The organism is Agrococcus lahaulensis DSM 17612 (assembly GCF_000425105.1).
Classification (GTDB): domain Bacteria; phylum Actinomycetota; class Actinomycetes; order Actinomycetales; family Microbacteriaceae; genus Agrococcus; species Agrococcus lahaulensis.
The window spans coordinates 204,468-229,692 of record NZ_KE384304.1 but is presented as its reverse complement, the minus strand read 5'-3'; the positions used below and the strand labels follow the sequence as shown (position 1 = coordinate 229,692).

Below are 25,225 nucleotides of genomic sequence, written 5' to 3'. Positions count from 1 at the left end.
GAGACTGATCGCATGACCGAGCCGAACGCCAAGATCCTCGTCGTCGACGACGAGCCGCACATCCGTGACCTGCTGACGACGAGCCTGCGATTCGCCGGCTTCGACGTGCGCGCCGTCGGCGCGGGAGCCGCCGCGATCTCCGCCGTCCTCGAGGACGAGCCCGACCTCATCCTGCTCGACGTCATGCTCCCCGACATCAACGGCTTCGGCGTGACCAAGCGCCTGCGCGCATCCGGCTTCACCTCGCCCATCCTCTTCCTCACCGCCAAGGACGACACCGAGGACAAGATCAACGGCCTCACGGTCGGCGGCGACGACTACGTCACGAAGCCGTTCTCGCTCGACGAGATCATCGCCCGCATCAAGGCGATCCTGCGCCGCACGATGGCCGAGACCGACGACGCGACGATCCACGTCGGCGACCTCGCGATGAACCAGGACACGCACGAGGTCACCGTGCGCGGCGAGGAGATCGAGCTCTCCCCCACCGAGTTCAAGCTGCTGCGCTACCTCATGCTCAACGCCAACCGGGTGCTCTCGAAGGCGCAGATCCTCGACCACGTCTGGGAGTACGACTTCAACGGCGACGTCGGCATCGTCGAGTCGTACATCTCCTACCTCCGCCGCAAGATCGACGACGGCTCGAGCGAGCCGATGATCGTCACCAAGCGCGGCTTCGGCTACATGCTGAAGTCCCCGAAGGCGTAGGTGCGACGGGCGCTGGCCCGCCTGCTCGGCCGCACGACGCTGGCCGGGCGGATCAGTGCACTCATCGTCGTGGTGATGACCTTCGGGCTCGTGCTCGCGGGCATCGGCACGCTCAGCATCATCCGCGACGCGCAGGTCGCCGACATCGACGCCGAGATCGAGGAGGCGCTGCAGGCGTTCACGAGCGAGCCGGTCACCCGCCGCGACTCGCCCGAGCAGTGCGACCTCGCGCAGCGGATGCCGAACACCTACTACCTGGGCGTCGCCGAGGCCGACGGCGTCATCGTCTGCGACAACAAGCTGCCCGATCCCGAGAACCCCGACCTCGCGGGGCTCTCGCTCGCGACGATCGTCGAGCAGCCGCGCGCGTTCACGATCCCGTCGATCGACGGGCAGTCGTCGTGGCGCGCGCTCGTCGCGCCGACGACGGTCGAGGGCACCGGCGAGCTGCTCATCTCGGTCGTCGCGGTGAACACCGAGCAGCTCGAGGTGACGACAGGCACGTTCATGCTCGTCTTCGCCGGCTTCTCGGTGCTCGCCGTCGTGCTCGGCGCCGCCCTCACCCGCATCCTCGCCGTCTCGACGCTGCGCAGCCTGCGGCGCACGGCGAAGCAGGCGGAGCGCTTCGCCGACGGCGACTACGAGACGCGCCTGACGACCGAGCACCCGCGCACCGAGGTCGGCTCGCTGCAGCGCTCGCTCAACGGCATGCTCGACCGCATCGAGGCCGCGATCGAGCAGCGCGACGAATCGGTCAAGCACATGCGGCAGTTCGTCGGCGACGCGAGCCACGAGCTGCGCACGCCGCTCGTGTCGGTGCGCGGCTACGCCGAGCTCTACCGGATGGGCGCGATCTCGCGGCCGGAGGACGTCGCGAGCGCGATGGAGCGCATCGAGGGCGAGGCGAAGCGCATGGCGCGGCTCGTCGAGGACCTGCTGCAGCTCGCGCGGCTCGACGAGCGCCGGCCGATGGACCTGCAGCCGCTCGACCTCGTGCCGCTCGTCAACGACGCGGCCTCCGACACGCGCGCCGGCTCGCCCGACCGCCAGGTGCACGTGCTCCCGATCGACGCGGATTCGATGGGTCCCGTGGAGGACGAGGTCGACGACGCGCTCCCCGAGGCGATCTTCACGCCGCCGCCGCTCACGCCGCCCGCGATCGTGCTCGGCGACGAGCACGCGCTGCGCCAGGTGATCTCGAACCTCATCGGCAACGCGCTGCGCTACACGCCCGAGGGATCGCCGATCGAGCTCGCCGTCGGCGTCACCGCTCGGCGCCGCCGCGCGGTCGTGATGGTCATCGACCACGGGCCCGGCGTGCCGGCCGACCAGCGCAGCAAGGTCTTCGAGCGCTTCTTCCGCACCGACGAGTCGCGCGCGCGGGAGACGGGCGGCTCGGGCCTCGGCCTCGCCATCGTGCGCGGCATCGTGCGCGCGCACGGCGGCCGCATCGACGTGGTCGAGACGCCGGGCGGCGGCGCGACATTCCGCATCGCCATCCCGCTCGCCTCCGACGAGGCGGTCATGGCGCTCAGCCACAAGCTGCGCCCCGCGGACTCGCCCAACACGATCACGGGCGACCATCCACAAGCGAGGGCCGCCGCGCGACGCTGACCCGACGCATCCCCCTACCGTCTGGCCCGAGCGCGGATGCTCCGCGCGGGATCGAGGGGATCATGAGCAGGTACGTCGTCGACGGCGACGCCATCCACGGCGCGCACCTCGCGGTGCGGTCGACCGCGTCGCGGCTGCAGTCGGAGTCCGCGGCGATGCTCGCGCAGCTGCAGGCGCTGCAGGACTCGTGGACGGGCCAGGCGTCGATCGCCTTCCAGGGCGTCGTGCAGGACTGGCGAGCGACGCAGCTGCGCGTCGAGGAGTCGCTCGCGAGCATCAACGAGGCGCTCGCGATGGCAGGCCGCCAGTACGACGAGGTGGAGCAGGGCAACACGCGGCTGTTCGCGGGGTAGCGCCACGCCACCCCGTTGGTCGAGTCGCCCGGCCGCGGGCCACGCCGCCCCGTTGGTCGAGTAGCCCGGCCGCCCTACCCGTTGGTCGAGTAGCCCGGCCGCAGGCCGGGCGTATCGAGACCATCAGACGGCGAATGGCCCCAGCATTGCTGCTGGGGCCATTCGATCGGTGGAGCTCGTGGGTCTCGATACGTGCCGGCCTGCGGCCGCCACTACTCGACCTTGAGTCCTCCGGCGTCAGGTCCGCTGCGCGGACCTGACGCCTGCGGACTCAAAAGTCCATGCCACCCGTCGGGTCGGCCGGCATCGCCGGCTGCTTCTCGGGCTTGTCGGCGACGACGGCCTCGGTCGTGAGGAAGAGGCCGGCGATCGACGCGGCGTTGGCGAGCGCCGAGCGCGTCACCTTCACCGGGTCGGCGATGCCCGCGGCGAGCATGTCGACGTACTCGCCGGTCGCGGCGTTGAGGCCGTGGCCGACCTCGAGGCCGCGCACCTTCTCGGCGACGACGCCCGGCTCGAGGCCGGCGTTCGTGGCGATCTGCTTGAGCGGCGCGTCGACGGCCACGCGCACGATGTTCGCGCCCGTCGCCTCGTCGCCCTCGAGCTCGAGGCCCTCGAACGCGGTCTTCGCGGCCTGGATGAGCGCGACGCCACCACCGGCGACGATGCCCTCCTCGACGGCGGCCTTCGCGTTGCGGACGGCGTCCTCGATGCGGTGCTTGCGCTCCTTGAGCTCGACCTCGGTCGCGGCACCCGCCTTGATGACAGCGACGCCGCCGGCGAGCTTCGCGAGGCGCTCCTGCAGCTTCTCGCGGTCGTAGTCGCTGTCGGTGTTCTCGATCTCCGAGCGGATCTGGCGGACGCGGCCCGCGATGGCCTCGGCCTCGCCGGCGCCCTCGACGATCGTCGTCTCGTCCTTCGTGATGACGACCTTGCGCGCGCGGCCCAGCAGGTCGAGCGTCGCGCTCTCGAGCTTGAGGCCGACCTCCTCGGAGATCACCTGGCCGCCCGTGAGGATCGCCATGTCGGCGAGCATCGCCTTGCGGCGGTCGCCGAAGCCGGGCGCCTTGACGGCGACCGACTTGAAGATGCCGCGGATCTTGTTGACGACGAGCGTCGCGAGCGCCTCGCCCTCGACGTCCTCGGCGATGATGACGAGCTGCTTGCCCGCCTGGATCACCTTGTCGACGATCGGGAGCAGGTCCTTGATGTTCGAGATCTTCGAGTTGACGATCAGGATGTACGGGTCCTCGAAGACCGTCTCCTGGCGCTCGGGGTCCGTCACGAAGTACTGCGACAGGAAGCCCTTGTCGAAGCGCATGCCCTCGGTGAGCTCGAGCTCGGTGCCGAAGGTGTTCGACTCCTCGACGGTGACGACGCCCTCCTTGCCGACCTTGTCGATGGCCTCGGCGATGAGCGCGCCGATCTCCTCGTCGGCGGCCGAGATCGAAGCCGTGGCGGCGATCTCCTCCTTGGTCTCGACCTCCTTGGCGTTGGCGAGCAGCTGCTCGCTCACGGCGGCGGTGGCCTTCTCGATGCCGCGCTTGAGGCTGATGGGGTCGGCGCCCGCGGCGACGTTGCGGAGGCCCTCGCGGACCAGCGCCTGCGCGAGCACGGTCGCCGTCGTCGTGCCGTCACCGGCGACGTCGTCGGTCTTCTTCGCGACCTCCTTGACGAGCTCGGCGCCGATCTTCTCGTAGGGGTCCTCGAGCTCGATCTCCTTGGCGATCGAGACGCCGTCGTTCGTGATCGTGGGGGCGCCCCACTTCTTCTCCAGCACGACGTTGCGGCCGCGCGGGCCGAGGGTCACCTTCACCGCGTCGGCGAGCGTGTTGAGTCCACGCTCCAGCCCGCGACGGGCCTCCTCGTTGAATGCGATCATCTTTGCCATTGCAGTTCGTCCCTCCTGGACGCTGTGGACGTTCATCTGGCACTCCGATGTGAAGAGTGCCAGTACCCGAGTCTGGCACTCTCCCCTGTCGAGTGCAAGCCGCCCCGAGGGCCCGTGTCAGGGCGCGGTCGGCGTGGGCGAGTGCGTGACCGCACCGCCCTCCTGCGGCTCGGCGCTCGGGGCCGTGCCCACCGCATCCGCACCGAGCACGATCGTGATCGGCGTGCCGGTGATGCGGCCGTCCGAGAGCCGCGCCTCGCCGACGCCGAGGCCCTGCGCGAGCCCGCGCGCGATGGGCGCGAGCGACTCGTCGTCGTACCAGACGACGGTGCGCTCGACGTCGCCGCCCGTCGAGCCGCCGGTCGCGAGCACGTTCCAGCCGGCGTTCGAGAGCGCCTGCCCGACGCCCGCCGCGAGCTCGTGCTCGCCCGACTGGTCGAGGACGGTGATGGATGCGTCCACCCCGGGCGCGACCTGGCCCGGGTCGGAGACGACCTCGGCGGCCTCGCTCGCGACCGGCGCGGACGGTGCCGACTGCGGGCGCAGCCGGTCGAGCAGGAAGAGGCCGATCGCGATGAGCACGATCGTGGCGGCGAGCGCGCACAGCAGGATCACCCAGCGCGGCGTGCGCCGCGACGCGCTCGAGCGGTGGGCGCCGACGCGCTGCGTGCGGCTCATCGGCCCTCGCGCACGCGGAGGAGCCGCCGCACGAGCATCGGGTCGTGGTGGAGCGCCTCCGGGGTCTCGAGCAGCCCGTCGAGCACCTGGTAGTAGCGCGTCGTCGTCCAGCCGAACTCGGCGCGGATCGCGCGCGCCTTCGCGCCCCCGTGGCTCGTCCAGCGGGCCTCGAAGTCGAGCACGCGGCGGATGCGCTGCTCGCGCGCCGACTGCAGGTCGTGCGCCGACGCATCCGTCGACGGCGCGTGCGCCGCGGGCTCGACGACGGAGTCGGCGGCCGCGAACGCCAGGGCTGCGGAGTCCGGCGCCGCGGAGTCGTCGGCGTCCGGCGCGCTGGCGGGTCGCGGCTCGGTCGGCATGCTGCCGATCCTACGGGCGCCGCGGGGTTCCGCCCGCCGCGAAACACAGTCGGCGCAATGGTGCCGCGCGTAGGCTTGCGGCATGACCGATCGCATCCAACGCTCCGACTCCGAGTGGCGCGAGGCCCTCTCGCCCGACGCCTACCGCGTGCTGCGCGAGGCCGGCACCGAGCGGCCCTGGACGGGCGCGCTGCTCGACGAGTCGCGCCAGGGCGTCTACGCGTGCGGCGCGTGCGGCAACGAGCTCTTCGACGACGAGACGAAGTTCGACTCCGGCTGCGGCTGGCCGAGCTTCTTCGACGCGCGCGAGGACGCGGTCGAGCTCGTCGAGGACCGCTCGCTCGGCATGGTGCGCACGGAGGTGCGCTGCGCGAAGTGCGGCAGCCACCTCGGCCACGTGTTCAAGGACGCGCCGCAGACGCCGACGGGCGACCGCTTCTGCATGAACTCGGTCGCGCTCAGCTTCACGCCCGAGTCCTGAGGGCTCGCCGTCGCCGCTAGCGTGGCGACGTGATGGCGCTCGACGAGATCTGGCCGCTGCTCGGCCTCAGGCTCACGACCCCGCGGCTCGAGCTGCGGCCGCTCGCCGACGCCGACATCCCGCACTACGTCGCCGCGGCCGCGTCGGGCATCCACGACCACGCGCCGCGCACGCCGTTCGGCACGCCGTGGGACGAGGCGCCCGACATGCCCGTGCGCTCGGCGCGCTGGATCTGGCAGTCGCGCCTGCGCGCGGATCGCGACGACTGGGTCGTGATGCTCGGCGTGTGGGCCGACGGCGCGCTCATCGGCGCGCAGGACGTCGTCGCGCGCCGGTTCCCGGACGAGCGCACGATCCAGACGGGCTCGTGGCTGCGGCGCGATGCGCAGGGCCGCGGCTACGGCACCGAGATGCGGCTCGCGGCGCTGCTGTGGGCGTTCGACTCGCTCGGCGCCGAGGTCGCCGAGACGACCGCCTACGACTGGAACGCCGCGTCGCTCGGCGTGAGCCGCGCGCTCGGCTACCAGCCCAACGGCGAGGGCCGCCACTCGCCCCGCGAGGGCGTCGTCGAGCGCGAGCTCGACCTGCGGGTGACGGCGGATGCGCTGCGGCGCCCCGAGTGGACGCTCGGCATCGAGGGCGGCGAGGTCGCGGCCCGCTTCCTCGGGCTGCGTTGACGGCGGCCGGCGCCGGCCTCAGACCGGTCGAGCCGCTCGCGCGGGTCGGCGCATCGACGACACCGCGACCGCGGCGATCGTGAGCCCGGCGCCGAGGAGCGACCACGCCGTCACCGGATGGCCGGCCGGGAAGAGCCAGTCGAGCAGCAGCGACGCGACGACCTGCCCGCAGATGACCCCGAGGCCCATCGTCAGCACCCCGAGGTGGTGCACCGCGATCGACATGAGGCCGATGAAGACGATCCCGAGGATGCCGCCGGCGTAGAGCCACGGCTCCGCCGGGAGCGGCCTCGCGGTGACGCCGGCGAGCGACTGGATGCCGACGAAGACCGCGAGCGCGAGCGTGCCGACGAGGAAGTTCGAGACGGTCTGCGCGATCGCCGAGCGCGAGTGCCGCTGCACGAGGCCGCCGAACGCCTGCTGGAAGGACTGCAGGAGTCCCGCGATGAACGGCAGCACGACGAGCCACGCGCCCTGCAGCTCGCCCGCGCTGACGAGCGCGATGCCGACCGCGACGAGCGCGAGGAGCGCCCCGATGACGCGCGGCGCGGTGATGGGCTTCCGCGCGAGGCCGCCGAAGCCGGCCCGGTCGACCGCGAGCGCGCTCGTCGTCTGCCCCGCCACGACGCCCACGGTGTAGAGCGCGACGCCGGTCGTGCCGACGACGACGCCCTGCGTCGCGACGAGGAACGCGCCGAGGAGGCCCGTCGTCGCGTACCACCACGGCATCGAGCCGTCGCGGAGGACGCCGAGGAGCCGGCGCACGCCCCCACGCGCGCCGGGCGAGACGAGCAGGAGCACGGCGAGCAGCGCGAGGCCGACGCCGAAGGAGACGAGGGCGGCGAGCATGCCGTGATCGAGCCGCGCGCCGAGCTCGCCGTTGATGCGGCTCTGCACCGCGACGCCCGCGCCGGCGGCGATCGACGCGAGCAGCCACAGGAGGTGGATCATGCGCCCTCCAGCGGCGCGAGGGCGGGCGCCGGGTCGGTCGCGAGGCGGGCGAAGCGCACGACCTCGAAGCGCGTCGCCGTGCCGTCGCTGTCGACGTAGCGCAGCCGCTCGCGCTCGACGCCCTCGCGCACGTAGCCGGCGCGCTCGGCGACCGCGATCGAGGCGGGGTTGTTCGCGCGGGCGCCGAGCTCGAGCCGGTGCAGGCCGTCGGCGAAGAGCCGCCGCGACAGCGCGTCGAGCGCGCGGCTCGCGAGCCCGCGCCCGCGCGCGGCGGGCGCGAGCCAGTACGACATCCAGGCGGTGCCGTGGTGCGGGTCCCGCTCGGCGGCCATGACGCATCCGACCGCCTCGCCCTCGAGGTCGATCGCGAGCGCCTCGGCGGCGACCGCCTCGAGGTAGCCGCGCGCGTCGGCGAGCGTCGCGATGGGCGGCGCCTGCCGGTGCAGGTCGGGCGAGCCGAGGAAGGCGGCGAGCACGGCGGCGGCGTCGCGCTCGGGATCCCAAGGGCGCAAGCGGCTCACCGGACAAGCCTAGAATGGCGGGGCGCCGCGGGCGAACCCGCGCCGCGCCTCCTTAGCTCAGTGGTAGAGCAACGCTCTTGTAAAGCGTAGGTCGTCAGTTCGATCCTGACAGGGGGCTCCCTCCGCACCGAGTCTCGCGACCGCGTATGCGCTGCGGCGATGAGCGAGCTCGCCGGAGTGCCGACGCGTGAACTGCTCGTGCGTTACGGAGCCACGCTGACGGAGCTGGAGCGGCGAGGAGTCGTTCGCACGCGCAACGCGCCGGTCGGCGACTACGCCGAGTATCTGGCTGCCCACGTCTACAGCGCGTCGCGAATGCCGAACTCCGTGAAGTCCTACGACTTGAGAGGGCCGGACGGCACCCGATATCAAGTGAAAACACGGACCGTGCGGCCCGGGATGAAAGCCGGCGCTGCTTTCTCGGTGATCCGTTCGTACGACTTCGACGTCATGGTCTACCTCGCGCTCGATTGGGAGACCTACGAGGTCGCATGGGCGCGAGAGGTCCCGGTAGCGGAGATGGAGGGCGTCGGCCGCTTCTCGGCGCACATCAACGGAACCCTGGTCCGCATCAAGGACGCCGCATCCCTCGGCGTCGACGTGACGGAGCGCTTCCGCGCGGACATCTCGCCGCCTCAATAGGCCACCCGCGATGCGCCGTCGCGATGCGCAGGCGTCCTGACCCGCCAGCCAGGCGCGGCGCACGGCGCAGTTGGCTCAACCGGCCAGCTGCGCACCGGTGCCTTCTCGACCGCTCGGCGACGCACGGAGCCGGTTGAGCGATCGCGCTGCGACGCGCGCGAGGCAGGTTGTCGGCTACCGGCGCTCCGCGATGAACGCCGCCAACGCATCCGCGTCTGCCACGTCACCGTCGAACGTCAACCCGTCGACGACGACGGTCGGCACGCCCCGCAGCGGCTCGACGCCCTGCAGCGGCTCCTCGATCGCGCGGACCGTCGCCTGCCGCACCCACCACGCGAAGCGGCCCTCGGCGATGCAGTCGCCGACCTCCGCGCCGTGCTCGGACGCGAGCGCCGACACGGACGCCGCGTCGAACGGCTGCCGCTGCAGCATCGACAGCAGCGCGGTCTGGAAGTCGCGATAGGCCTCGGGCTCCGCGTCGGCCACGCACGCGAGCGCGTTCGCGCCGAGCGTCGACGCGTAGCCGTTGCCGATCGCGTCGCCGAGCGAGACGGGCAAGTAGGCCACGCGCGCCTCGCCGGCGTCGGCCATCTCCGCGAGCCGCTCGCCGCTCGCCTCGAGCAGCCGGTCGCAGTACTCGCAGGCCGGGTCGATCACGACGAGCACGTCCGGCACGGCGGATGCGTCGGGCAGGGCCTCGGGCGCACCCTCGGCGGGCACGGGGTCGCGCTCGATCGCCCCGTCGGCGTCGAAGGCGATCGCGTCGGCCATGTTCGCCGGGCCGTCGGCGGGCGCGAGCGTGACGATCTGGCCGCCGAGCTCCTGCTGGATCGTCTCGAGGTCGGGGTCGCGGATCACCCAGCGGTCGAAGACCAGCACGGTCTGCTCCTGGAGCTGGCGCTCGGTCGCGACCGCGAGCGCCTCGTCGGGGGTGCCGGCGAGGATGAGCTCGGTGTCGGCGCCGCACGTCGCGACGACCGGGTCGTCCGGATCCTCGCGGTACTGCTCGACGAGGTCGTCGCACTGCCCGCCCGCGTCGAGGTAAGCGGCGCCGAGCTCGCCGATCGTCGTGATCGGCGCGGGCGGCGACGCCGCGCACCCTGCCAGCACGGCGAGCGCGACGAGCGCGCCACCGGCCGACAGGGTGCGCACGGGCTCAGCCGTCGCTCGGGGCGGGCGACTCCGCGGGCTCCTCGGTCGACTCGGTGAGCGAGCCGGCCGTGGCCGTGACGAACGCCTGGAAGCCGGCCGCGTCGCCGGGCGCGCCCGGGTAGCGCTCGCCGTTGACGATGACCGTCGGCGTGCGGTCGGCGACCTCGCCGTCGGTGCCGGGCAGCGGCTCGGTGCCGGCGCGCACGGTGGCGTCCTCGACCCAGCTCATGAAGCGGCCCTCGGTGATGCACTCGGCGAGCCCGCCGGAGGTGTCGATGCCGGCCGACTCGGCGACGCCGACGATCTCGTCGTTCGTCAGGCCCGGCGTGCCCTCCTCGGGGCGGTTGTCGAACATCGCGGAGTTGAACGCCCAGAACTGGTCGGGCGCGTGCTCGGCGACGCACGCGGCGGCGGAGGCGGAGCGCGTCGAGTACTTCGTGCCGAGCGAGGTGCGGTCGAGGATCGAGATCGGGTGCACCTCGACGGTCGCGGCGCCCGTCTCGAGCAGCTGCTCGAGCGTCGCGCGGTTCGCCTCGTCGAAGGCGCCGCACGCGGGGCACATGTAGTCCTGGTAGATCCGGATCTGGATGATGTCGTCGCGCGGCTCGGTCGGCGTCGGCTCCGCCTCGGGCGGCGTCGCCGCGGTGCGCTCGGCCTCGAAGCCCTGGCCGATCACGATGCCGTTGCTCGCCATGTTCTCGGGGCCGGGACCCGCGGGGCGGATGCTGTTGACGATCACGACCGCCACGATGGCGACGATCGCGACGGCAGCAACGATGATGCCGCCGATCGTCAGGCCCTTCTTGAGGCGCTCCTTCTTGCGGCGCTCCTCCTGCATCCGGCGGGCCTGCTCGCGGGCCTGCGCGCGACGCTCGTTCTTCGTCAGCTTCTCGCTCATGCGTCCTTGTCCTGGGTCGGCCGTGGTCACGGCGGTGGGCGCCGCTGGGGAGAGCGCGCCGTCTTCTAGGGTACCGGCAGCCCGGCGTGCCAGTATGAGGCGCGGGCATCGCTGCCCGTCCTCACCACGACGGATCGTCCGGCACGTACCTGCCGGTGGAAAGGGAGTATCGACAATGGCGTCTGTGACGTTCGACAAGGCCACCCGGGTCTATCCCGGCGGCACCCGCCCCGCGGTCGACGCGATCGACCTCGAGATCGGCGACGGGGAGTTCCTCGTGCTGGTCGGCCCCTCGGGCTGCGGCAAGTCCACGACCCTCCGCATGCTCGCGGGCCTCGAGGAGGTCAACGACGGCCGCATCCTGATCGGCGACCGCGAGGTCACCGACATGCCGCCGAAGGACCGAGACATCGCGATGGTGTTCCAGAACTACGCGCTCTACCCGCACATGACCGTGGCCGAGAACATGGGCTTCGCGCTCAAGATCGCCGGCGTCGCGAAGGAGGAGCGCGCGAAGCGCGTCGAGGAGGCGGCGAAGCTGCTCGACCTCGAGCCCTACTTGAGCCGCAAGCCGAAGGCGCTCTCGGGCGGTCAGCGGCAGCGCGTCGCGATGGGCCGCGCCATCGTGCGCCAGCCGCAGGTGTTCCTCATGGACGAGCCGCTGTCGAACCTCGACGCCAAGCTGCGCGTGCAGACGCGCACGCAGATCGCCTCGCTCCAGCGGCGGCTCGGCGTCACGACCGTCTACGTCACGCACGACCAGACCGAGGCGCTCACGATGGGCGACCGCATCGCGGTGCTCAAGGACGGCGTGCTGCAGCAGGTCGGCACCCCGCGCGAGCTCTACGGCCAGCCCGCGAACCAGTTCGTCGCCGGCTTCATCGGCAGCCCCGCCATGAACCTCATGGAGCTGCCCGTCACCGAGCGCGGCATCGAGTTCGGCTCGCACATCACGCCCGTCCCGCGCGAGCAGCTCGCGGCGGCGAAGGGCCACGTCGTCGTCGGCGTGCGCCCCGAGGACATCTCGGTCGCCGAGTCGGGCGGCGACGGCCTGCCGGTGCTCGTCGACCTCGTCGAGGAGCTCGGCGCCGACGGCTACCTCTACGGCCACGCCGACGTCGAGGGCAAGCGCGTCGACATCGTCGCGCGCGTCGACGGGCGCACGCACGCCTCGCTCGGCGACACCGTGTACATCACGCCCGACCCGGAGCACATGCACCTGTTCGACTCCGACAGCGGCAACCGCCTCTGACCGACACCGAGCGACGGCCCCGTCCTGGCGACGGGGCCGTCGTCGTCGACGGATGCGTGCGATCGACCCGAGCGCGCACGCCCGGTCTCGCCTACCATGGCGGCATGCGGTCCGACCTGCGCATCACCTCCGCCGTGATGGACGCGACGCTGCTCGACCTGCCGTGGGACGAGCCGCTCGAGCAGTGGACCGACGCCGACGTCGTGCAGCTGCCGAAGGGCATCTCGCGGCACCTCGTGCGCTTCGCGCGGCTCGGCGGCCGCGTCGTGGCGATCAAGGAGACGACGCCCGAGATGGCGACCCGGGAGTACGGGATGCTCCGCACGCTGCAGCGGCTCGAGGTGCCGTGCGTCGAGCCGCTCGCGGTGATCGCCGACCGGGTCGACGCCGACGGCAACCCGCTCGCGGCAGCGCTCGTCACCCGCCACCTGCGCTTCTCGCTCCCCTACCGCGCGCTCTACTCCTCCTCGCTCAAGGAGCCGACCGCGCAGCGCCTCGTCGACGCGCTCGCGGGCCTGCTCGTGCGGCTCCACCTCGTCGGCTTCTACTGGGGCGACGTGTCGCTCTCGAACACCCTCTTCCGGCGCGACGCCGGCGCCTTCGCCGCCTACCTCGTCGATGCCGAGACCGGCACGCTGCTGCCCGGCGGGCTCTCGGACGGGCGCCGCGAGGACGACCTCGAGATCGCGCGCGTCAACATCGCGGGCGAGCTGCTCGACCTCGCCGCGGGTGACCGGCTCGACGAGTCGATCGACCCCGTGCGGGTCGCCGGCTCGATCGTCGACCAGTACCGCTCGCTGTGGCACGAGCTGCACAGCGACGAGGTGCTGCCCGCCGACGAGCGCTGGCGCATCGCCGCCCGCATCGAGCGGCTCAACGCGCTCGGCTACGACATCGGGGAGCTCGCGATCCGCACGGGCGACGGCGGCACGACCGTGCGCATCCAGCCCAAGGTCGTCGACCCCGGCCACCACCACCGCCGGCTGCAGTCGCTCACCGGCATCGACGCGCAGGAGAACCAGGCGCGGCGGCTGCTCAACGACCTCGACCAGTACGTCGCGACGCAGCACGACCTGCGGCCGAACGTCGGCGACGAGGCGCTCGCGCACGAGTGGCTCGAGGAGGTCTTCCAGCCGATCGTCGAGTCGGTGCCCGTCGAGCTGCGAGGCAAGCTCGAGCCCGCCGAGATCTTCCACGAGGTGCTCGAGCACCGCTGGTTCCTCTCGGAGCGCGAGCAGCGCGAGGTGCCGCTCGCCGAGGCGGCCGAGCAGTACATCGCGACGCAGCTCGCGTTCCGGCGCGACGAGGCGGCACTGCTCGACCTGCCGCTCACGATGACGATGCCCATCATCACCGCGCAGGGCCTCCTCGACGAGGAGGACGACGAGGGCGACTGGCGCGACCGCGTCTGACCTTCCCAGCGAGACGTACCGCCCACCGGGGCGCATCCGCCCGAGCGGGGCTGGCGTGCCCGCCCCCGTCGGGCGGAACCGCCCCGGTCGCAGAGGGGCGGCCGCTGCTCGATCAGCGCGAGGCCCTGCGCTTCGCGACCTCGTAGAGCGTGACGGATGCGGCGATGCCGGCGTTGAGCGACTCGGTCGCCGACGAGATGGGGATCGAGACGATCGCGTCGCACGTCTCCGCGACGAGCCGCGAGAGCCCCTTGCCCTCGCTGCCCACGACGATCACGAGCGGCCCCTCGGCGAGCTCGAGCTCGTGCAGCGGCACGTCGCCGTCGCCGTCGAGCCCGATGACGAACACGCCCTGCGACTTCAGCTCCTTGAGCGTCGTCGTGAGGTTCGTGGCCATCGCGACCGGCACGCGCGCGGCGGCGCCGGCGCTCGTCTTCCACGCCGAGGCCGTCACGCCGACCGAGCGGCGCTGCGGCACGATGACGCCCTGCGCGCCGAACGCCGCGGCCGAGCGGATGATCGCGCCGAGGTTGCGCGGATCGGTGACCCCGTCGAGCGCGACGAGCAGCGGCGTCTGCTGCCGGTCGACGATCTGCTCGAGCAGCTCGATCGGGTGCGCGTACTGGTACGGCGGCACCTTGAGCGCGACGCCCTGGTGCACGGCGTCGTGGCCCGAGAGCCGGTCGAGCTCGGGCCGCATGACCTCGAGCACCGGCAGGCCGCGCTTGTTGGCGATCGAGAGGATCTCCTTGACGCGCTCGTCCATCTCGAGCCGGGCGGCGAGGATGAGCGTCGTCGCGGGCGTCTTCGTGCGCAGCGCCTCGAGCACGCTGTTGCGACCGGTGACGAGCTCGGAGTCGTCCTTCGCCGACGAGGGCTTGCGGTGGCGGGGCGGCTCGGGCCGGCGGCCCTTCTGCGCGGCCGCCTCGAAGCGCTCGCGCGCCGACTTGCGCTTGCCGGCGACGTGCCAGGAGCGGTCCTCCGCCTTGGGCGTCGGTCCCTTGCCCTCGAGCGCCTTCCGGCCGTGGCCGCCGGTGCCCTTCTGCGGGCCCTTCTTCCGCGGCGATCGCTGCGACTTGCTCATGAGATGCTCCAGGTGGTGGTGTCCTTGCCGTCCTCGACGGCGATGCCGGCGGCGGCGAGCGCGTCGCGGATGCGGTCGGAGGCGGCGAAGTCCTTCTTCGCGCGCGCCTCGCGGCGCTCTGCCAGCAGCGACTCGACGAGGCTCGAGAGCGCCCCGGTCGCGGCCGACGTTCCAGGATGCCACACCTCGTCGGCCGGGTCGAGGCCCAGCACGCGCAGCATCGCCCGCACCTCCCCCGCTCGCGCGAGCGCCGCATCCGTCTCGCCCGCGTCGAGCGCGGCGTTCGCGGCGCGCGTCGACTCGTGCAGCACCGCGACCGCCTGCGGGGTCGAGAGGTCGTCGTCCATCGCCGCCCCGAACGCCTCCGGCACGTCGGACTGGGGCAGTGCCCCGACGCGCGCGACCCGCTCGAGCATCGACTCGATGCGGCCGAACGCCGCCTCGGCCTCGCCGAGCGAGCCCCCCTCGAGGTCGCCGCCCGCGGTGCGGAGGTCGATCGTCGAGCGGTAGTGCGGCGCGAGCAGGAAGTAGCGCACGACGATCGGGCGCACCGCCTCGACGAGGTCGGCGGCGAAGATCGAGTTGCCGAGCGACTTCGACATCTTCTCGCCGTCGACGTGCACGAGGCCGTTGTGGCTCCACACGCTCGCGAAGGGCAGACCCGCGGCGGTCGACTGCGCGAGCTCGTTCTCGTGGTGCGGGAACCGCAGGTCGAGCCCGCCGCCATGGATGTCGAACGCGTCACCGAGGTAGCGCCGCGACATCGCCGAGCACTCGATGTGCCAGCCCGGGCGGCCGCGGCCCCACGGCGAGTCCCACGACGCCGAGGCCGGCTCCTCGGCCTTCTGCGCCTTCCACAGCGCGAAGTCCCGCGGGTCGCGCTTGCCGCGCGGGTCGGCGTCGGCGGCCGGCTCCATCTTGTCGATCGACTGGCGCGTGAGCGCGCCGTACTCCGGCCACGAGCGCACGTCGAAGTAGACGTCGGCCGAGCCGTCGAGCGCCGGGTAGGCGTGGCCGCGCTCGATGAGCTCGGCGATGAGCGCGTGCATCTCGGGCACGGATGCGGTGGCTCGCGGCTCGTAGGTGGGCGCGGCGACGCCGACGGCGCGGTAGGCCGCCGAGAACTCGAGCTCGATGCGGTAGGCGAGCGCCCACCACGGCTCGTCGACCGCGTTGACGAGCACCTTGTCGTCGATGTCGGTGACGTTGCGCACGAACGTGACGCGGTGGCCGCGGTGCTCGAGCCAGCGGCGCCACACGTCGTAGGCGACGGCGCTGCGCACGTGGCCGATGTGCGGCGACGACTGCACCGTCGGGCCGCAGACGTACATCGAGACCTCGCCGGGCCTCCGCGGCTGCAGGTCGACGATCGCCTGCTGCTTCGAGTCGTAGATGCGCACGGTCACGATGCCCAAGGCTACTGGCGCTTCCGTTTCGCAGGCGATCCAGGCCGGTCGAGGGGAATGCTCCCTCCGGCAGCCCGGATCGCCTGCGAAACGAGAGAGGGGCGGGTCAGCGACGGCGGATGAGGGCGGTCGCGATCGCCTGCACGCCTTCGCCGCGGCCGATCGCGCCGAGCCCGTCGGTCGTCGTGCCGCTCACGCTCACCGGCGCGCCGAGCATCGCGCTGAGCGCCGCTTGCGCCTCCTCGCGGCGCGAGCCGATGCGCGGCCGCACCCCGAGCACCTGCACGGCGACGTTCACGGGCGCCCAGCCCTCGGCCCCGAGCCGCTCGAGCGCGCGGCGCACGAAGACTTCGCCGCGCGCGCCCGCGTACTGCGGGTCGTCGACGCCGACCAGCCCGCCGATGTCGCCGAGCCCCGCGGCGCCGAGCAGCGCGTCGACGATCGCGTGGCACACCGCATCCCCGTCGGAGTGGCCGGCGAGGCCCTGCCCCTCCCACTCGAGGCCTGCGAGCATCAGCGGGCCGCCGCCGCCGAACGCGTGCACGTCGACCCCGATCCCGGTGCGCAGCTCGTCCACGCCACTCCCCTCCGGCGCGAGCAGCGCCTCCGCGCGGTCGGCGTCCGCCGCCGTCGTGATCTTGAACGCGAGCTCATCGCCGTGCACCGAGACGACTTCGACGCCGAGCATCTGCACGAGCTGCGCGTCGTCGGTCGCAGCCGCGCGCGCATCGCCCGCCTCGGCGTACGCCCGCCGCAGCAGCGCGGCGTCGAAGCCCTGCGGCGTCTGCATGGCGCGCAGGCCCGAGCGCTCGACGACCGCGCCGAGCGACTGGAGCGCTTCGGCGCCGCCCGAGCGCGCCGTGCCGTCGACGGCGCGCACGGTGTCGACCACCGGGAGCACCGGCACGACCGCGCCAGCGCCCTCGGCGAGCGCACAGAGCACGCGGGAGAAGGGCGTCGCGGGCGTCAGCGCGCGAGCCGCGTCGTGAACGAGCACGAAGCGGACGTCGCCGGCGGCCTCGAGTCCGGCCGCGACCGAGTCGGCCCGCGTCGCGCCGCCCGCGACCACGAGCGCGTCGATCCCCGCGCGCGCGGCGATCACCGACGCATCCGCCTCGTACCCGGTCGGCACGACCACGACGATCAGCGCCCCGACCCACTGCAGGTCGCGCAGCGCGTGCTCGAGGATCGTCGCGCCCGCGAGCTCGGCGAAGGCCTTCGGCACGCCGCGGCCGAGGCGCGTGCCGCTGCCCGCGGCGACGACGATGATGGCGGTGTCGGTCACGCGCTCGAGCCTAGATGGCTCGCGCGACCGGCCCCGGACGTGGATCGAGGCACCCGATCGAGAGATCGGGTGCCTCGCGCCAGGTGTGTGGCTGAAGGTCTGCGTTCAGCTCGCGGGGGCGAGCGCCTCGTCGAGGCGCGCCGCGGCGGCGTCCTCATCGGTGTGCTCGGCGAGCGCGAGCTCGGAGACGAGGATCTGCCGCGCCTTCGCGAGCATGCGCTTCTCGCCGGCCGAGAGGCCGCGGTCCTGGTCGCGGCGGCTGAGGTCGCGGACGACCTCGCTCACCTTGATGACGTCGCCGGAGGCGAGCTTCTCGACGTTCGCCTTGTAGCGGCGGGCCCAGTTCGTGGGCTCCTCGGTGAAGTCGGCGCGCAGCACCTCGAAGACCTTGTCGAGGCCCTCCTCGCCGATCACGTCGCGGACGCCCACCATGTCGACGTTCTGCGCCGGCACCTCGATGGTCAGCCCGCCCTGCGCGACGTTGAGCTTGAGGTAGGTGGTCTCGACGCCCTTGATCTTGCGCACCTTGACCTCGGTGATCGTCGCGGCGCCGTGGTGGGGGTAGACGACCGTCTCTCCGACCTCAAAGTTCATCGAATGCTCCTCGTCATAGCCAGAACCTCGATTTTATCACAGCGTGTCGCTCGCCCAGTCCCGCGCGGCGTGGTTGGATCACGCCCCTCGCGCCCGCATGGAGCGCCCATCGGGCGGGTATTAGAGTGGTCGTGACCGCGGTCGCGCACTCTGCGCCCGCGGCCATCGTCGAAAGGGATCCCGTGCAGCACCGCCCCCTCGCCGCAGCCGCCGCAGCCGCCGTCGTCGTCCTGACAGCCACCGGCTGCAACCTGCTGACCCCGCAGGCGACGACGATCGAGTACGACCCCTCCGACGGCGTCTCGGGCTCGACCGGCACGGTCGAGTGGCACAACGCGCTGCTCATCGGCGACCCTGACGGCGACACGCTCAACCTGCTCGTCACCTTCACGAACCCCGGCGAGGCGACCTTCGTCGAGGTGCGCGTCGACGACGAGGCCGAGGAGGTGCGCGTCGGCGAGGGCACGACGACCTTCGGCTTCCCCGACGGCGAGCAGCTCCTGTTCGAGGTGGGCGAGATCGAGTTCGGCGGGCTGCGCAACGTCTCGTTCCAGGCCGACGGCGCCGAGCCCACGGGCGTGGGCGTGCCCGTGCACTCGACCGAGTTCCCCGACTACGCCGACTTCGGTCCGGCCCAGTAGGCTCACGCTCCAGCGCGCTCGAAGCGGTAGCCCAGCCCCCGCAGCGTCACGAGCTGCGTCGGGCTCGAGGGCTCCTCCTCGATCTTCGCCCGCAGGCGCTTGATGTGCACGTCGAGCGTCTTCGTGTCGCCGAAGTAGTCGCTCCCCCACACCCGGTCGATGAGCTGGCCGCGCGTGAGCACGCGACCGGCGTTGCGCATGAGGTACTCGAGCAGCTCGAACTCGCGCAGCGGCATCGCGACCTCCGCGCCGTCGACCGTGACGGTGTGGCTGTCGGCGTCGAGCCGCACCCGCCCCACCTCCACGACCGAGTCGTCGTCCTCGTCCTCCTCCTCCGCGGTGCGGCGGCGGAGGACGGCACGGATGCGCGCCACGAGCTCGCGGGTCGAGTACGGCTTCGTGACGTAGTCGTCGGCGCCGAGCTCGAGCCCGACGATCGTGTCGACCTCCGAGTCCTTCGCCGTCAGCATGATGATCGGCACCTTCGACGAGCGGCGGATGTGCCGGCACACGTCGGTGCCGCTGCGCCCCGGCAGCATGACGTCGAGCAGGATGAGGTCGGCGCCCTCGCGCTCGAAGCGCTCGACCGCCGCGTCGCCGTCAGCCGCGTGCGCCGTCTCGTACCCCTCGAGCTCGAGCAGGTAGGCGAGCGGCTCGGCGAGCGCGAGCTCGTCCTCGACGATCAGGATGCGCGTCATGCAGTCTCCTCGCGGGCAGGCGTGTCGGCGACGGGCAGTCGCAGGGTGAACGTCGAGCCCTGACCGGGGCGCGACCAGAGCGTGACCTCGCCGCCGTGGCTCACGGCGACGTGCTTCACGATACTGAGGCCGAGGCCCGTGCCGCCCGTCACGCGGCTGCGAGCGGGGTCGACGCGGTAGAAGCGCTCGAACACCCGCTCGCGGTCCTCCGGCGCGATGCCGACGCCCTTGTCGGTCACCGCGATCTCGACGACGCCGTCGACGACGCGCACGCCGATGCCGACGTGCGTCGCCTCCGGCGAGTACTGCACGGCGTTCGCGACGAGGTTCTGCACCGCCATCGTGATGAGCTCGGCCGAGCCGAGCACCTCGGCGTCCTCGAGCACCCGCGTGACCACGCGCATCCGCTTCGCGTCGGCGAGCACGCGCGTGCGGTCGACGGCGACCTCGACGACCTTGGTGATGCCGACCCGCTCGGGCCGGTCGAGCGGGTCGTCGGCTTGGATGCGCGAGAGGTCGATGATCTCCTTCGTCATGCGGCCGAGCCGGTCCGCCTCCACCTGCATGCGCTGCGCGAAGGCGCGCACGCGATCGGGGTCGTCGGCGGCCGCCTCGATCGCCTCGGCGAGCACCGCGACGGCGCCGATGGGGGTCTTGAGCTCGTGGCTGACGTTCGCGACGAAGTCGCGGCGCACGCCCGCGAGCCGCAGCTCCTCGGTGCGGTCGGTCGCCAGCACGAGCATGAAGCGGTTGCCGAGCGGCGCGACCCGCACGCGCAGGTGCAGCTCGGTGCCGGTGCCGATGCGGCCGCGGCGGTGCACGAGGTCGAGCACCTCCTCGCGCCCAGTGCGCCAGACGCGCCGGACGGCGTCGAGGATGTCGTGGCTGCGCAGCGCTCGCCCGTCGACGAGGTCGAGCGTCACCGCGCCGGGCGACGAGAGCAGCACCTGGTTGGAGCCGTCGAGCACGACGCCCGCCGACTCGAGCACGTCGACCATCGCGGCGATGCCGTCCGGGATGGGCTCGCTCGCGATCGCCATGACCTGGCGCCCTCGCTGTGCCGCGACGCCGAGCAGATGCACCGATAGCGCCCCCAGACCGAAGCCCAGCAGGAGCGCCAGGAGCACGTACCAGGACGCATCCACGCCCCCATCGTAGCCAGCGCGACGCGCGGCTCCCGCGGTTCAGCGGGCGGACACCGCCCGGTAACCTGGCCCGAGGACACTGGCAGTCCGTACCGTGCCGCCGCCGCTCGACGCCGTCGAGCGTCGACGCACCGAAGGAGCAGGAGCAATGCGCGACGTCTTCCAGCAGGAGCTCGCCGAGGTGCAGGAGCGCCTCGTCGACATCGCCAACCACGTCGTGGTCTCGATCGAGGCGGCCGTGCGCGCCTTCGGCGACTCGAACGTGCAGCTCGCCGAGCAGGTGATCGCGACCGACCCGATCATCGACGACAAGGCGTCGGCGCTCGACGAGCTCGCGATCAACATCATCGCCCGGCAGTCGCCGGTCGCCCGCGACCTGCGCATCACCGTCTCGGCGCTGCGCATCTCGGCGTCGCTCGAGCGCATGGGCGACCTCGCCCGGCACATCGCGCTGCTCGCTCGCTACCGCTTCCCGATGAACGTCGTGCCGGACTCGCTCGCGCCGACCTTCGCCGAGATGGGCGCGAAGGACATCGAGATCGCGAAGCTGCTGCGCGACCTGCTCGAGACGCAGGACCTCGCGATCGGCGAGCAGATCGAGCAGGCCGACGAGATCGTCGACCAGCTGCACCGCGACGTGTTCGCGCACGTGCTCGGCACCGAGTGGCAGGGCGCGGCGCACACGACGGTGGATGCGACGCTCGCGAGCCGGTACCACGAGCGCTTCGCAGACCACGGCGTGAGCATCGCGAAGAAGGTCAAGTACCTCGCGACCGGCGACTGGGTCGGCGACGAGGACGCGCACCCGGAGATGGCGCCCGAGCCGGTGCACCCGGCGGCGCCGACCGAGGGCTGACGCCCAGGCGCGAGAGGGCCCGACCGCTGCGGTCGGGCCCTCTTCGCGTGCCTGGGGCCAGCGCCGAGGCCCGTCTCGGGCCTCGGGATCGGGCTAGCGCTTGCCCTGAGCCGCCACCGCAGCCGCGCCGGCCGCCGCCGCCTCGGGGTCGAGGTACTCGCCCGGCGCGACGGGCATGTTGTCGTCGCCGAGGCGGTAGAGCAGCGGGATGCCCGTGGGGATGTTGAGCGCCGCGATGTCGTCGTCGGAGATCTTGTCGAGGTGCTTCACGAGGGCGCGCAGCGAGTTGCCGTGCGCGGTGACCAGCACCGTCCGGCCGGCCTCGAGATCCTTCGTGATCGTCGACTCCCAGTAGGGCAGGAAGCGCTCGATGACGTCCTTGAGGCACTCGGTGCGCGGCATCTCGCCGTCGATGTCGGCGTAGCGAGGGTCGCCGGCCTGCGAGTACTCGTTGTCGTCGGCGATCTCGGGCGGCGGCGTGTCGAACGAGCGGCGCCAGGTCATGAACTTCTCCTCGCCGTACTGCTCGAGGGTCTCGGCCTTGTCCTTCCCCTGGAGGTCGCCGTAGTGGCGCTCGTTGAGGCGCCACGAGCGGTGCACCGGGATCCACGCCCGGTCGGCGGCGTCGAGGGCGATGTTCGCCGTCTGGATCGCGCGCGTCAGCAGCGACGTGTAGAGCACGTCGGGCAGCACGTCGCGCTCGCGCAGCAGCTCCCCGCCGCGCTTCGCCTCCTCCTCGCCCTTCGGCGTGAGCCGCACGTCGACCCAGCCGGTGAAGAGGTTCTTCTCGTTCCAGGTCGACTGGCCGTGGCGGAGCAGGATGAGGGTGCGCTCGGTCATGCCGCCAGCCTAACCCGGCCCATCCCTTCGAGCGCGACCGGGGCCGCTGCGCCCGAGCGGGGCTGGCGCGCCGTGCCCGGTCGGGCGCAGCGGCCCCGCTCGAGCCGCGGAAGGCGCGAGTCAGCTCGCCGCGCGGTGCCCGAACCTGGCGATGAGGTGCCAGACGCGCTTGATCGCCTGCGGGTCGCGGCCCTCGGCCGCCTCGCCCAGGATGCGCGCGTCGATGCGGCCGTCGACGGCGAGCTCCACGGCGAGCGCGAGGGCGTCGATGCCGCGGTAGGCCTCGAGCTCCTCGATGCGGTCGACGTCGAGCTCGAGCCCCGGGTGCCACGCGACCGGCACGCCGAGCTCGGCCGCGACCCGCTCGAGCTCCGTGCCGCGGAACGACGGGTCGAGCACGAGCCGCTGGACGTCGCGGGCGATCTCGAGGCCGCCGTGCACGTGCGCCTCGACGTAGTCGTCGAGCGGGTCGACCGCCGACGCATCCGCGAGCGCGAGCAGGTCGCCCGCCCGCTCGGCGGTGCCGAAGCGCTCGGGCTCGGCGACGGAGTCGGGCCAGCAGAGCGTGACGCGCGGCCACGCGCTGCGCGCGACCTCGAGCCACGACGAGCCGAAGCGGATCGCGCCGCCCGTCTCGCGCCGACGGTGCTCGACCGCGCCGTAGACCGGCCGCTCCTCGGGCGCAGCGTCGTCGTAGGCGCGGCCGAAGATGCGCGACTCCCACCGCCAGCGGTCGCCGCCCGGATGCGCGGTGAGGCCGCCGTTCGAGATGCCGGTGGAGAACTGCGAGCGGTAGGCCCCCTCGGCGGCGATGCGCTCGAGCACGGTCTCGCCGCCGATGCGGCGATCGGGGTGGAAGTGCACCGTGATGCGCGCGTCGGCGGGGAGCGGTCCGCCCGTCGAGCGCGACGCGACGTGCTCGACCGCCCGGCGCCACGCATCCATGCCCGTCACCGTAGCCGCGCCCCGGCGGGCGCGACAATGGTCGGGTGGCGAAGCCGACGGGACGCATCACGCGCGGCACGACCGGCGTGAACCGGCTGCGTCGCGTCGACCGCTGGATCGCCGCGCAGCCGGCCGCGCGCGTGCCGGGCTGCCTCGTCGTCGACCTCGGTTACGGCGCGAGCGCGACGACGAGCCTCGAGCTGCACGAGCGGCTCTCGCGCGGGAACCCCTCGGTCGAGGTGCTCGGGCTCGAAATCGACCCCGAGCGCGTCGCGCTCGCGACGGCCCAGCTCGAGGCGGCGCGCGCTGCGGGGCCCTCGCGCTACGGGCGGGCGATCGCGGCGGACGCGCGGGTGTCGTTCGCGCTCGGGGGCTTCGAGGTGCCGGCGCCGCGTCCGCCGCACGTCATCCGCGCGATGAACGTGCTGCGGCAGTACGACGAGCACGAGGTCGCCGGCCACTGGGCGGCGATGCTCGGTCGGCTCGCGCCCGGCGGACTGCTCGTCGAGGGCACCTCCAACGAGGTCGGCCGCGTGTGCTCGTGGGTCGCGCTCGATGCCGCGGGCCCGCGCTCGCTCACGATCGCGCTCAAGGTCGACGAGCTGGGCTCGGATGCGATGGAGGCGCCGTCGGTCGTCGCGGAGCGGCTGCCGAAGGCGCTCATCCACCGCAACGTGCCGGGCGAGCGAGTGCACGCGCTGCTGACCGAGCTCGACCGCGCGTGGGCCTCGCACGCGCCGCTCGCCGACTTCGGGGCGACGCAGCGGTGGGTCGCGACGGTCGGGCGGATGCGCGACACCGGCTGGCCGGTGCACGGTGGCCCCGCGCGGTGGCGGCTCGGGGAGCTGACGGTCGCGTGGGAGGCGGTCGCGCCGCGCCCGTGATGCTGCCGCGCCGGAGCGAGCTGCCGCGGCGCCGCGACCCGTGCTCGCCGAGCGGAGCCGTTGCAGCGGGTCGAGTCGCCGGGAAGGGGTCGAGTCGACGGGAATGGGTCGAGTCGCCGCGTGCCGAGGACGGGTCCGTTCGGCTAGGCGCAGCAGAGGCGCTCGGCGCGAGGCGACGCGAGCGGGCGCGCTACGCGGGCGGAGCGTCGGGGCGCGTCGGGCGCTTGACCGCGCCAAGCCGCGGCAGCCGCGGCGGGCGGTTCGCGTGGCCCGCGCTCGGCGGCACCAACACCTGCTGCCCGGCCGCGACGTCGACGCCCTCCGCGGAGCGCACGACGAGGTCGCCGTCGGCGGGAGCCGAGCGCTTCACGACCGCGAGCGCGATCGGGCCCAGCTCGTCGTGGATCGCCGCGGACGTCACCGCGCCGACCTCCTTGTCGCCCGCGAGCACGGCGTCGCCCGCCGCGACGGGCGCGTTCTGCGAGCCGTCGAGGTGCAGCAGCACGACGCGGCGCGGCGGCGCGCCGAGGTTGTGCACCTTCGCAACCGTCTCCTGCCCGCGGTAGCAGCCCTTCTGCAGGTGCACCGCGGTCGTCAGCCAGTCGAGCTCGTGCGGGATGGAGCGCTCGTCGACCTCCGCGAGACCCGGCCGGCCTGCCGCGATGCGCAGCGCCTCGGCCGCGAGCGAGCCGACGAAGCGCTCCGGCTCGAGCCCGGCAGCCTCGGAAGGGGTGAGCACCGACTCCGACCAGCTCCACGGCTCGCCCGTCGGCTCGCCGTAGCGCACGCCGCCGGGCGCGACCTCCGGCCAGGCGTCGCGCCACGCGACCGCGCCGGCGGGCTCCCCCGCGGTGCCCACGACGACCGCCTCGGGACGCTCGATCTCGACCTGCTTGAAGAAGCGCATCCGCGTCAGCCAGGTCTCGAGCGCGTCGCCGCTGCCGGCGTCGACGATCACCCACAGCGCGTCGCCGTCGCGCCGCAGCCGCAGCGCGTGCTCGATCCGGCCCTCGGGCGACAGCACGAGCGTCTCGCTCGAGGCGCCGTCGGCGAGCGCCGCGATCGCCTGGCTCGAGATCGAGTCGAGCCACGGCAGCGTGTCGGGCCCGGTCAGCCGCAGCACGTCGCGTGGCAGCAGCACGAGGGCGCCGGCGCGGAGCCTGCGCTGCTCGGCCATCGGGTTGCCGACGTGCAGCGGCACGCCGGTGGCCTCGTCGAGCACCGCGCCGGGGATGCGCGACGCGATCGTCGCGAGCAC

27 protein-coding genes and 1 tRNA gene are annotated in these 25,225 nt (G+C 72.9%); 12 read left to right on the top strand and 16 right to left on the bottom strand.

Translation table 11 applies throughout. The annotated features are described in order from the left end of the window. Nucleotides 1-12: 12 nt before the first annotated feature. From H508_RS0112720 to H508_RS0112710, 3 genes are all read left to right on the top strand, one after another. Nucleotides 13-708: a response regulator transcription factor gene (locus tag H508_RS0112720; RefSeq protein ID WP_026374332.1), complete on the top strand. Its 696-nt coding sequence runs from the start codon at nt 13-15 to the stop codon at nt 706-708. Next, the gene (locus tag H508_RS16360; RefSeq protein WP_051223434.1) at nt 709-2,322 is read left to right on the top strand and encodes a sensor histidine kinase; all 1,614 of its coding nucleotides are present in this window, start codon (nt 709-711) and stop codon (nt 2,320-2,322) included. Between the two features lie 62 nt (nt 2,323-2,384). Beyond that, nucleotides 2,385-2,675 carry a WXG100 family type VII secretion target gene (locus tag H508_RS0112710; RefSeq protein WP_026374331.1) on the top strand — a complete coding sequence of 97 codons (291 nt, stop codon included), beginning with the start codon at nt 2,385-2,387 and terminating at the stop codon, nt 2,673-2,675. A gap of 271 nt (nt 2,676-2,946) precedes the next feature. Here the strand turns inward: H508_RS0112710 and groL are convergent, their stop codons facing one another. The 3 genes from groL to H508_RS16355 all read right to left on the bottom strand — a co-directional run bounded on the left by groL (nt 2,947) and on the right by H508_RS16355 (nt 5,603). Beyond that, the gene (gene groL / locus H508_RS0112705) at nt 2,947-4,566 is read right to left on the bottom strand and encodes a chaperonin GroEL (RefSeq protein WP_021010712.1); all 1,620 of its coding nucleotides are present in this window, start codon (nt 4,564-4,566) and stop codon (nt 2,947-2,949) included. Between the two features lie 117 nt (nt 4,567-4,683). After that, the gene (locus H508_RS0112700) at nt 4,684-5,244 is read right to left on the bottom strand and encodes a LytR C-terminal domain-containing protein (RefSeq protein WP_026374330.1); all 561 of its coding nucleotides are present in this window, start codon (nt 5,242-5,244) and stop codon (nt 4,684-4,686) included. Beyond that, a complete protein-coding gene (locus H508_RS16355; RefSeq protein ID WP_051223431.1) occupies nt 5,241-5,603 on the bottom strand; it encodes a DUF3263 domain-containing protein in 363 nt (120 codons plus the stop codon). The genes H508_RS0112700 and H508_RS16355 overlap by 4 nt, the downstream gene beginning before the upstream one ends. An 82-nt stretch (nt 5,604-5,685) precedes the next feature. Between H508_RS16355 and msrB the strand changes: the two genes are divergently transcribed. Then, complete coding sequence (gene msrB, locus H508_RS0112690; RefSeq protein WP_026374329.1) at nt 5,686-6,084, top strand: peptide-methionine (R)-S-oxide reductase MsrB; 399 nt, start codon at nt 5,686-5,688, stop codon at nt 6,082-6,084. 32 nt (nt 6,085-6,116) lie between these two features. After that, nucleotides 6,117-6,761, top strand: a complete 645-nt coding sequence (locus H508_RS0112685) for a GNAT family N-acetyltransferase (protein WP_084155324.1) — start codon at nt 6,117-6,119, stop codon at nt 6,759-6,761. 18 nt (nt 6,762-6,779) lie between these two features. On the opposite strand, the gene H508_RS0112680 is transcribed toward H508_RS0112685, so the two are convergent. After that, nucleotides 6,780-7,712 carry a DMT family transporter gene (locus tag H508_RS0112680; RefSeq protein WP_026374327.1) on the bottom strand — a complete coding sequence of 311 codons (933 nt, stop codon included), beginning with the start codon at nt 7,710-7,712 and terminating at the stop codon, nt 6,780-6,782. Next, nucleotides 7,709-8,233, bottom strand: a complete 525-nt coding sequence (locus tag H508_RS0112675; protein WP_026374326.1) for a GNAT family N-acetyltransferase — start codon at nt 8,231-8,233, stop codon at nt 7,709-7,711. The genes H508_RS0112680 and H508_RS0112675 overlap by 4 nt, the downstream gene beginning before the upstream one ends. Before the next feature lie 46 nt (nt 8,234-8,279). On the opposite strand from H508_RS0112675, the gene H508_RS0112670 reads away from it, so the two are divergent. Then, nucleotides 8,280-8,351, top strand: a tRNA-Thr gene (locus tag H508_RS0112670). A gap of 41 nt (nt 8,352-8,392) precedes the next feature. Then, nucleotides 8,393-8,875, top strand: a complete 483-nt coding sequence (locus tag H508_RS0112665; protein WP_026374325.1) for a hypothetical protein — start codon at nt 8,393-8,395, stop codon at nt 8,873-8,875. A gap of 174 nt (nt 8,876-9,049) precedes the next feature. Here the strand turns inward: H508_RS0112665 and H508_RS16940 are convergent, their stop codons facing one another. Both H508_RS16940 and H508_RS0112655 read right to left on the bottom strand, forming a co-directional pair. Next, on the bottom strand, nt 9,050-10,027 hold the full coding sequence (locus tag H508_RS16940; protein ID WP_026374324.1) for a DsbA family protein: 978 nt from the start codon (nt 10,025-10,027) through the stop codon (nt 9,050-9,052). Nucleotides 10,028-10,031: 4 nt separating this feature from the next. Continuing rightward, complete coding sequence (locus H508_RS0112655) at nt 10,032-10,925, bottom strand: DsbA family protein (protein WP_026374323.1); 894 nt, start codon at nt 10,923-10,925, stop codon at nt 10,032-10,034. Between the two features lie 175 nt (nt 10,926-11,100). Between H508_RS0112655 and H508_RS0112650 the strand changes: the two genes are divergently transcribed. Beyond that, nucleotides 11,101-12,177, top strand: a complete 1,077-nt coding sequence (locus H508_RS0112650) for an ABC transporter ATP-binding protein (protein WP_026374322.1) — start codon at nt 11,101-11,103, stop codon at nt 12,175-12,177. Nucleotides 12,178-12,281: 104 nt separating this feature from the next. Further along, the gene (locus H508_RS0112645) at nt 12,282-13,589 is read left to right on the top strand and encodes a DUF4032 domain-containing protein (protein ID WP_026374321.1); all 1,308 of its coding nucleotides are present in this window, start codon (nt 12,282-12,284) and stop codon (nt 13,587-13,589) included. A gap of 112 nt (nt 13,590-13,701) precedes the next feature. Here the strand turns inward: H508_RS0112645 and rlmB are convergent, their stop codons facing one another. The 4 genes from rlmB to H508_RS0112625 form a co-directional block, all read right to left on the bottom strand. Further along, the gene (gene rlmB, locus H508_RS0112640; protein ID WP_026374320.1) at nt 13,702-14,673 is read right to left on the bottom strand and encodes a 23S rRNA (guanosine(2251)-2'-O)-methyltransferase RlmB; all 972 of its coding nucleotides are present in this window, start codon (nt 14,671-14,673) and stop codon (nt 13,702-13,704) included. Further along, nucleotides 14,670-16,079: a cysteine--tRNA ligase gene (gene cysS / locus H508_RS0112635; protein ID WP_026374319.1), complete on the bottom strand. Its 1,410-nt coding sequence runs from the start codon at nt 16,077-16,079 to the stop codon at nt 14,670-14,672. The genes rlmB and cysS overlap by 4 nt, the downstream gene beginning before the upstream one ends. A gap of 106 nt (nt 16,080-16,185) precedes the next feature. Next, nucleotides 16,186-17,364 (bottom strand): bifunctional 2-C-methyl-D-erythritol 4-phosphate cytidylyltransferase/2-C-methyl-D-erythritol 2,4-cyclodiphosphate synthase, encoded by a 1,179-nt coding sequence (locus tag H508_RS0112630; RefSeq protein WP_026374318.1) that lies wholly within the window; start codon nt 17,362-17,364, stop codon nt 16,186-16,188. Nucleotides 17,365-17,469: 105 nt separating this feature from the next. Next, nucleotides 17,470-17,958 carry a CarD family transcriptional regulator gene (locus H508_RS0112625; protein ID WP_021010726.1) on the bottom strand — a complete coding sequence of 163 codons (489 nt, stop codon included), beginning with the start codon at nt 17,956-17,958 and terminating at the stop codon, nt 17,470-17,472. A 182-nt stretch (nt 17,959-18,140) separates the two neighbouring features. Between H508_RS0112625 and H508_RS16935 the strand changes: the two genes are divergently transcribed. Then, nucleotides 18,141-18,599 carry a hypothetical protein gene (locus H508_RS16935; RefSeq protein ID WP_156906082.1) on the top strand — a complete coding sequence of 153 codons (459 nt, stop codon included), beginning with the start codon at nt 18,141-18,143 and terminating at the stop codon, nt 18,597-18,599. 2 nt (nt 18,600-18,601) lie between these two features. Here H508_RS16935 and H508_RS0112615 read toward each other — a convergent pair whose 3' ends face one another. Next, nucleotides 18,602-19,297, bottom strand: coding sequence for a response regulator transcription factor (locus tag H508_RS0112615; RefSeq protein WP_026374317.1), 696 nt, complete (start codon nt 19,295-19,297; stop codon nt 18,602-18,604). Then, nucleotides 19,294-20,442, bottom strand: coding sequence for a sensor histidine kinase (locus H508_RS0112610; protein ID WP_026374316.1), 1,149 nt, complete (start codon nt 20,440-20,442; stop codon nt 19,294-19,296). The genes H508_RS0112615 and H508_RS0112610 overlap by 4 nt, the downstream gene beginning before the upstream one ends. 148 nt (nt 20,443-20,590) lie before the next feature. Between H508_RS0112610 and phoU the strand changes: the two genes are divergently transcribed. Next, a complete protein-coding gene (gene phoU / locus H508_RS16340; RefSeq protein WP_051223427.1) occupies nt 20,591-21,298 on the top strand; it encodes a phosphate signaling complex protein PhoU in 708 nt (235 codons plus the stop codon). A 93-nt stretch (nt 21,299-21,391) separates the two neighbouring features. On the opposite strand, the gene H508_RS0112600 is transcribed toward phoU, so the two are convergent. Next, a complete protein-coding gene (locus H508_RS0112600; protein ID WP_026374315.1) occupies nt 21,392-22,138 on the bottom strand; it encodes a phosphoglyceromutase in 747 nt (248 codons plus the stop codon). Nucleotides 22,139-22,258: 120 nt separating this feature from the next. Beyond that, a complete protein-coding gene (locus tag H508_RS0112595) occupies nt 22,259-23,083 on the bottom strand; it encodes a DUF3626 domain-containing protein (RefSeq protein WP_026374314.1) in 825 nt (274 codons plus the stop codon). Nucleotides 23,084-23,127: 44 nt separating this feature from the next. On the opposite strand from H508_RS0112595, the gene H508_RS0112590 reads away from it, so the two are divergent. Further along, nucleotides 23,128-23,967: a class I SAM-dependent methyltransferase gene (locus tag H508_RS0112590; protein ID WP_026374313.1), complete on the top strand. Its 840-nt coding sequence runs from the start codon at nt 23,128-23,130 to the stop codon at nt 23,965-23,967. Nucleotides 23,968-24,157: 190 nt separating this feature from the next. Here H508_RS0112590 and ygfZ read toward each other — a convergent pair whose 3' ends face one another. Continuing rightward, entirely contained in the window at nt 24,158-25,225 is a 1,068-nt protein-coding gene (gene ygfZ, locus H508_RS0112585) for a CAF17-like 4Fe-4S cluster assembly/insertion protein YgfZ (RefSeq protein WP_245569531.1), read from the bottom strand.